This window comes from uncultured Adlercreutzia sp., assembly GCA_910585575.1.
In the GTDB taxonomy this organism is placed as follows: domain Bacteria; phylum Actinomycetota; class Coriobacteriia; order Coriobacteriales; family Eggerthellaceae; genus Adlercreutzia.
On the sequence record CAJUFS010000106.1, the window covers coordinates 1 to 5,831 of the forward strand.

The window sequence follows — 5,831 nt, forward strand, 5'->3', positions numbered from 1 at the left end:
ATCTACACTATAGCCTACACTCTTTCCCTACACGACGCTCTTCCGATCTCGAGGCCCAGCGTATTCGCCTGGCCACGCAGATCGGCGCCGGCCTCATGGGCGTGCTCTACATCTTGGACGAGCCCTCCATCGGCCTGCATCAGCGCGATAACGAGCGTCTCATCGCCACCTTGGAGCGCCTGCGCGATCTGGGCAACACCGTGGTAGTGGTGGAGCACGACGAGGACACCATCCGCGCTGCCGACTTCGTGGTGGACATGGGTCCGCGCGCCGGCGAGCACGGCGGCGAGGTCATTGCGGCGGGCACGCCGGCCGAGGTCATGGCCACCAAGGGCTCCATCACGGCCGACTATTTGTCGGGGCGCCGCCGCATCGCGGTGCCGGCCGAGCGCCGCAAGCCCGGTCGCGGCTCGCTCAAGATGACGGGCGCCACCGAGAACAACCTGCAGAACGTCACCTTGGAAGTGCCTATCGGCACGCTGACGGTGGTCACGGGCGTGTCGGGTTCGGGCAAGTCGTCGCTGGTCACCGATACGCTGGCGCCGGCTCTGGCCAACCGCTTGAACCACGCGCATCGCCGTACGGGGCCCTACCGCAAAATTACGGGCCTCGACAAGCTCGACAAGGTCATCAACATTGACCAGAGCCCCATCGGCCGCACCCCGCGCTCGAATCCGGCCACCTATATCGGCTTGTGGGACGACATCCGCGCCCTGTTCGCCAGCACGAGCGAGTCCAAGGCGCGCGGCTACTCGCCGGGGCGCTTCTCGTTCAACGTGAGCGGCGGCCGCTGCGAGGCCTGCAAGGGCGATGGCCAAATCAAGATCGAGATGCACTTCCTGCCCGACGTCTACGTGCCCTGCGAGGTGTGCAACGGCGAGCGCTACAACCGCGAGACGCTGCAGGTCACCTACCGCGGCAAGAACATCGCCCAGGTGCTCGACATGACCGTGGAAGATGCCCTGGCCTTCTTCGAGAACATCCCGGGCATCAAGCGCAAGCTGCAGACGCTCTACGACGTGGGCCTGGGTTACGTGCGCCTGGGGCAGCCGGCCACCACGCTTTCCGGCGGCGAGGCCCAGCGCGTGAAGCTTGCCAGCGAGCTGCAGAAGCGCCAGAGCGGCAAGACCTTCTACATCCTCGACGAGCCCACCACGGGCCTGCACTTCGAGGACGTGCGCCAGCTGCTTGAGGTGCTCGAGCGCTTGGTGGACGCCGGCAACACCGTGCTGGTCATCGAGCACAATCTGGACGTCATCAAGTGCGCTGACCACATCATCGATCTGGGCCCCGAGGGCGGCGACCGAGGCGGTCAGATTATCGCCCAGGGCACGCCCGAGGAGGTGGCCGAGGTGGAGGGCTCCTTCACGGGGCACTTTGTGAAGCGCATGCTGGAAGCTGCCAAACAGCCGGTAATGGAGCTGGCGGAGTAGCAGCGCGGCACTTCTTCCCAAGGAAATAGTGAAGCTGTGGCCCTGTCCCCAGTCGGGGGCGGGGCCACGGTATAATAGCGGGAAGCATGAAGAAACGAACCCGCGAAAAAGTAGCCCTTCTGGTGTTCGCCCTCCTGGTTATCCTCGGGGGCGCCGTGCTTTTGCGCTACTTTGAAACAGGTCGCTCGTGGAATGTGGCGGCCTCGGCGGTTGATGACGTGTTCGGCCAGATGCAGGGCTATACCACCATCGTCTATGACGGCACCTACGATCCGCTCGATGCGCTGCGTCCGGCGGTGGACCCCAATGACGAAGAGAACAAGGAGCCCGAGACCATCGGCGCCATGGTAGCGGCCGAGCTCTCGCGGCTGCCGCTTGATATGATCGAGCGTCCCGTGTACGCCTCGGACGTGCGGTCTTCCTACGAAGAGAAGGGCTCGGGCGTCATCACGCTCGACTTGGATGATTTGAAGCGCTATGCCGACCCCGTTGTGCTTCGCGCCGGCGACCGCAAGATCGGGGTGGTGGCCGTGGACTACTACGCCACGAAAAAGCGCCTCGCTGATCTGCGGGAACAACTGTCCGAGCTCGGAGCGGAATCCTTCGTGTGCCTGGTGCCGCGCCTTTCCTGTCTGGCTACCACCGAAGGTTTCCAGGCGGTTATCGTCGCTGACGACTCGCAGGCGCCGGCAGGGGAGACCTCCGAGGGGGAAGGCGGCGCCTTAATCATTTACGCCCCCGAGAAAGAGCAGGTAGGCGTCTTGCTGCTGACGGCCCTGAACGTGCCGTCCTCCAAGGTGTACTCGTCGCTGTAGGGGAGTGCCGAGCAGCGGGAGTTGACGCGTGCTTTCGCCCGTGGGTTGGCTAGCCTTGTGCCTCGATGTCGGCGAAGAATTCCGCGTAGGTGATGCCGAAACCCGTCACAATGCGCTCGAGGGTGTCGAAGCCGAAATTCCGGTTCCCCTTCTCAATGTCGGCCAGGTAGCTGCGGTTGATGCCCGTCATCAGTGCGAACTTTTCCTGCGTGATGCCTTGCTCGCGGCGCAGGGCTTTTACACGCATGCCAACTTTGTTTCTGATAGCAGTCTTTTCCATAGGCGAAAGCCTAGGCGCTCGCTTATAATGCAATGTATGCTATAAGAAACAATTTTGTCAGTTTCTTAGCTAGTGGCTAAGGTAGGGAGGTTCTATGATGGGTAACGGTATCGACTTCGTAAAGCATGGCTTTCATGGCCTAGCTTTGGCTGGCATGGTGTTTACGGCGCTCTTGTGCGCAGCGCTTCTCGCTGGCTGCGTCTCGACAAGCAATGGCGAACCTTCGGCCGCGCAGCCCGCGGCTTCCCCTTTGGCAGAAGAGCAGGGCGCCAATGATGCGACGGAGCCAGTCGACTCGACGGACGATCCTTCTTCTGAGGAACTAGATGAGCCGGAGCCTGTGGATAAAGAATCGCTCAATGCGCTTATCGAAGAGTGCTCTCAACTTGACTCCGCATCCTATACGAAGGACACCTTCAAGGAGTTTAAAGCGGCGCTGAAAGAAGCAAGGAAGGTCGCGAAGGCTGAGGACAAAACACAGAATCAGGTAGACAGCGCCATTGTCAACTTGAATGCTGCTCGAGAAAAGCTTGTCGAGAAATTCAACCCTGATAGCTACAAGTCGGTGAAGTACGAAAAGATTGCGCGAAACCCCGATGACTATGTGGGTAAAAAGATTAAATTTAGCGGCACTGTGCTGCAGGTGATCGAGGGCGAAGAAGAGAATATGATTCGTCTCGGCACCAAAGATACCTACGACGACGTAGTGATCGTAGGCTACGATCCGGCTTTGAAGAAGGAGCGAATCCTCGAAGACGATGTCGTTACCGTCTATGGCGACTGCGTAGGTCTTTACTCCTATGAGGCAACGTTGGGGCAAACCATCACGTTGCCTGCGCTTTTTGCGGCCGAAATTACGATCGATAACTAGCTATTGTTAGCTGACAGCTAATGAAATTTCATGATGCTACGCCGATAATCAAAGAGATATTTGAGAGACGAAAGGGAGATGTATGGAGAAGGCAAACGAAGAGCATCAAGAAAAAAACCGCGGTTTGCTGTTTGCTGTGACGATGCTGTTGTGCGTTGTCGGGCTTTTTGCGGCAGTGCTCGATTACGACAAGGCATGGGCTGATGACAGCAAAGGCCCTTATGCGATGATCTACAAGAATCCGGGAAGCTACACGTACACGCTGGTGTTCCAGAACGATAATACGCCAGATGCCCGCTACGGCACTTTGGCGGAAGAGCACGATGAAGTTATTTGCGATAGCCAGAATCCTGATGAATGGTGTACCTGCTGGAGTGCAAGTTGGACGAATTTGGATATCACAAAAGTGGTGGTCCGCGACCCGATGAGCCCTCACAACATGGATTGTTGGTTTTGGTATCTCGAGAACCTTGAGAGCGTAGATCTAGCAAAACTGGATACGTCACAGGTTCACGATATGTCCTATATGTTTACTGGTTGCGACAAGTTGAAGACCCTGAATTTAAGTAATTTCAATACCGCCAATGTCACTAATTTCTCGCATATGTTCTCGAGCTGTGACGCTTTGACATCGGTTAACGTGTCGTCTTTCAACACGTCAAAAGCTACCGATATGTCCTATATGTTTGCAAGCTGCAATGAGCTTGCGACGCTCGACATTTCGTCTTTCGATATGCGCAACGTGTTGGATGCCACCTCTATGTTCCCAAGCGACTGGGGCAAGCTTGCCACGGTGAAGGTGGGGGCGAACGGTAACGTGCGCACGCTGTTGCCGACTCCGGATCGCTACTATATCGAGGGCGCTACGGGGAAGTGGGTCGGTGCATCGGGAGCTGCCTACGCTTCGTCGAGTATCCCTTCCTTTAAAGCTGACACGTATAAAGCGCAGCGCGGTTATTCGGTTGCCAACCTTACAACATCGCTGTCGAAGTACTACTTTGATTACACGGGCAGTGCCATCAAGCCGGCCGTGTCGGTAAAACTGAGTTACGACACACCCCTCAAACAGGGGAAGGACTATACCGTCTCCTATTCCAGCAATGTGAACGCTGGAAAAGCTACGGTGACCATCAAGGGTATGGGCAACTATGGAGGAACGGCAACCGAGACGTTTACCATCTACCCGCTTTCTATCAGCAGCTCGAATGTGGCTAAAATCCCCATTCAAGACTACACGGGCAAAGCTCTCAAACCGGTACCCACGGTTAAAGTGGGTGGCAAGACGCTGAAAGCTGGCCGCGATTTCACCGTTAAGTACTACTCAAATAAAAAAGTTGGCACGGCGATGGTCTACATAGCCGGTAAGGGGAACTACAGCAGTAGTTGCTATGCGTACTTTACCATTGCCAAGCGCGCTAAGCAGCCCATGACCGTCAAAGCCAATGCTAAAAAGGCCAAGGCAAAGACGTTGAAGAAGAAGGCCGTTGCGCTTTCGAAGACGGTGACGGTGAAGAAGGCCAAGGGTAAGGTGACGTACAAGAACGTCAGCACGCAGAAAGCGGCTAAGAAGTTCAAGGTCAATGAGAAGACGGGCAAGATTACGCTTTCGAAGGGTACCAAAAAGGGTACCTACAAGGTGAAGATCAAGGCGACGGCTGCGGGTAACAGCAGCTATAAGGCTGGATCGAAGACTGTTACGGTGAAGGTGGTCGTTAAGTAATTTCCGCACGCACCGTTCCTTCCGAAAAGCCCGGTTGGTTGTCCAGCCGGGCTTTTGTTGTTCGCTCATCACCTATCTGATCGGCCTCTTTTCGCTCAATGAAGTCTCCCGTGTTCCGTTAGCCGCTCGTTTCACCCCCTTGTTTCTCCTTTTGTTTCTGGTCAGTTAATAAGTCATCGATTCGAAAATCGCCGTCTTATAATGGCCGCAACGCACGGGACGTCGTGCAGGATGCGACGGTTTTCGCCGTCCGAGCAACTAGGAGGTCCGCATTGAGTTACGTCGACAACGTCATCGAGCAGGTTAAGGCGAAGAACGCCGAGCAGCCCGAGTTCATCCAGGCCGTCACCGAGGTACTGCAGTCCCTCGAGCCGGTCATCGAGGCCCATCCCGAGTACGAGGCTGCCAGCCTCCTGGAGCGCATTGTAGAGCCCGAGCGCGTCATCATGTTCCGCGTGCCGTGGGTCGACGACAACGGCAAGGTGCAGGTGAACCGCGGCTTCCGCGTGCAGTTCAACAGCGCTATCGGCCCCTACAAGGGCGGCCTGCGCTTCCATCCGTCCGTGAACCTGGGCATCATCAAGTTCCTGGGCTTCGAGCAGATCTTCAAGAACAGCCTGACCACGCTGCCCATGGGTGGCGGCAAGGGCGGCTGCGACTTCGACCCGAAGGGCAAGTCCGACATGGAGGTCATGCGCTTCTGCCAGGCCTT

At 57.1% G+C, this 5,831-nt stretch carries 5 protein-coding genes; 4 read left to right on the forward strand and 1 reads right to left on the reverse strand.

The genetic code is table 11. The features are described 5' to 3' along the window. Nucleotides 1-1,519: 1,519 nt before the first annotated feature. Entirely contained in the window at nucleotides 1,520-2,248 is a 729-nt protein-coding gene (locus tag QZ307_RS10535) for a hypothetical protein (protein WP_295999656.1), read from the forward strand. A gap of 49 nt (nucleotides 2,249-2,297) precedes the next feature. On the opposite strand, the gene QZ307_RS10540 is transcribed toward QZ307_RS10535, so the two are convergent. Beyond that, complete coding sequence (locus tag QZ307_RS10540; RefSeq protein ID WP_295999658.1) at nucleotides 2,298-2,528, reverse strand: helix-turn-helix transcriptional regulator; 231 nt, start codon at nucleotides 2,526-2,528, stop codon at nucleotides 2,298-2,300. A gap of 94 nt (nucleotides 2,529-2,622) precedes the next feature. Here QZ307_RS10540 and QZ307_RS10545 point away from each other — a divergent pair, with 94 nt between their 5' ends. The 3 genes from QZ307_RS10545 to QZ307_RS10555 all read left to right on the forward strand — a co-directional run. Beyond that, complete coding sequence (locus QZ307_RS10545; protein WP_295999659.1) at nucleotides 2,623-3,399, forward strand: hypothetical protein; 777 nt, start codon at nucleotides 2,623-2,625, stop codon at nucleotides 3,397-3,399. Between the two features lie 82 nt (nucleotides 3,400-3,481). After that, nucleotides 3,482-5,119 (forward strand): BspA family leucine-rich repeat surface protein, encoded by a 1,638-nt coding sequence (locus QZ307_RS10550; protein WP_295999660.1) that lies wholly within the window; start codon nucleotides 3,482-3,484, stop codon nucleotides 5,117-5,119. Nucleotides 5,120-5,391: 272 nt separating this feature from the next. Further along, nucleotides 5,392-5,831, forward strand: a 440-nt coding sequence (locus QZ307_RS10555; RefSeq protein WP_295999662.1) for a Glu/Leu/Phe/Val dehydrogenase dimerization domain-containing protein, incomplete at its 3' end; no start/stop codon positions are given.

What these genes read in the sequence shown, in the direction of transcription:
- QZ307_RS10545 (WP_295999659.1), top strand. Translation starts at nt 2,623, where the DNA reads ATGATGGGTAACGGTATCGACTTCGTAAAGCATGGCTTTCATGGCCTA.
- QZ307_RS10540 (WP_295999658.1), bottom strand. Translation starts at nt 2,528, where the DNA reads ATGGAAAAGACTGCTATCAGAAACAAAGTTGGCATGCGTGTAAAAGCC.
- QZ307_RS10550 (WP_295999660.1), top strand. Translation starts at nt 3,482, where the DNA reads ATGGAGAAGGCAAACGAAGAGCATCAAGAAAAAAACCGCGGTTTGCTG.
- QZ307_RS10535 (WP_295999656.1), top strand. Translation starts at nt 1,520, where the DNA reads ATGAAGAAACGAACCCGCGAAAAAGTAGCCCTTCTGGTGTTCGCCCTC.